General features: G+C 45.2%; 1 rRNA gene. It reads right to left on the minus strand.

The features are described 5' to 3' along the window. A 23S ribosomal RNA gene (locus E0709_RS12070) occupies positions 1-1,402 on the minus strand; the annotation flags it as partial.

Below are 1,402 nucleotides of genomic sequence, written 5' to 3' on the forward strand. Positions count from 1 at the left end.
GGGTGGAGACAGCCTGGCCATCATTATGCCATTCGTGCAGGTCGGAACTTACCCGACAAGGAATTTCGCTACCTTAGGACCGTTATAGTTACGGCCGCCGTTTACTGGGGCTTCGATCAGGAGCTTCCCCCTCACCTAGATTTACTCTTAAGTGCGGTCTTTTTTTACCTAGATTTTGCAAATAAATCTAGGTGAGGGGTAACACCATCAATTAACCTTCCAGCACCGGGCAGGCATCACACCCTATACGTCCACTTTCGTGTTTGCAGAGTGCTGTGTTTTTAATAAACAGTTGCAGCCAGCGGGTCACTTCGACCGGTTCAACCTTCATCTGTAAAAGACTACAATCTACGCCGGCGCACCTTCTCCCGAAGTTACGGTGCTATTTTGCCTAGTTCCTTCACCCGAGTTCTCTCAAGCGCCTGAGTATTCTCTACCTGACCACCTGTGTCGGTTTTCAGTACGGTTTAGTAAAGTCTTTCGCTTAGTGGCTTTTCCTGGAAGTGTGGTATCGATTACTTCTTTCCCTTGGGAAATCGTCATCACGCCTTAGTGTTGAATGGAAGTTCGGATTTACCTAAACTTCCCACCTACACGCTTAAACGTACATATCCAACAGTACGCTAACCTAACCTACTCCGTCCCCACATCGCAACTTTACCAAGTACGGGAATATTAACCCGTTTCCCATCGACTACGCTTTTCAGCCTCGCCTTAGGGGCCGACTCACCCTGCCCCGATTAACGTTGGACAGGAACCCTTGGTCTTCCGGCGAACGAGTTTTTCACTCGTTTTATCGTTACTTATGTCAGCATTCGCACTTGTGATACGTCCAGCAAACCTCTCGATTCACCTTCTTCCGCTTACACAACGCTCCCCTACCCTGTCAGGGGTCAGATTACAGGTTTCAGACGGCAGTTTTATCTACCCTTTTACCTAAACCTTGCAACATTTTTGCAATTTCTTCGTATTCATTACGCCATCTTTGCCATTGTTGCTCCGCTATATAACCTAAGTCTAAACAGTATCTTAACCATACTCTCATTTCATCAGCACTGCCTATTGCCATTCCGATAAAACGATTAAAATCAGCCTGAGAGCGTTTTCTCGCAAAACCTTCTGCTATATTTGCACAAATACTTTTGCTTGCTCTTCTTATTTGGTCTGCTAAACCATATTGCTCATGCTTTGGAAAATCTAAACTTGCCTTATGCAATTCTAAAGAAATCTTATAACTTCTTTGAAACACTTGCAAATCTTCAAATTTCATTACCATACTGTTATCTGACTCCTGTAATCTGACCCCTGAAAGCCGCAGCTTCGGTGCTATATTTTAGCCCCGTTACATCTTCCGCGCAGGCCGACTCGACTAGTGAGCTATTACGCTTTCTTTAAATGATGG

This window comes from Lonepinella koalarum (genome assembly GCF_004565475.1).
Lineage (GTDB): Bacteria > Pseudomonadota > Gammaproteobacteria > Enterobacterales > Pasteurellaceae > Lonepinella > Lonepinella koalarum.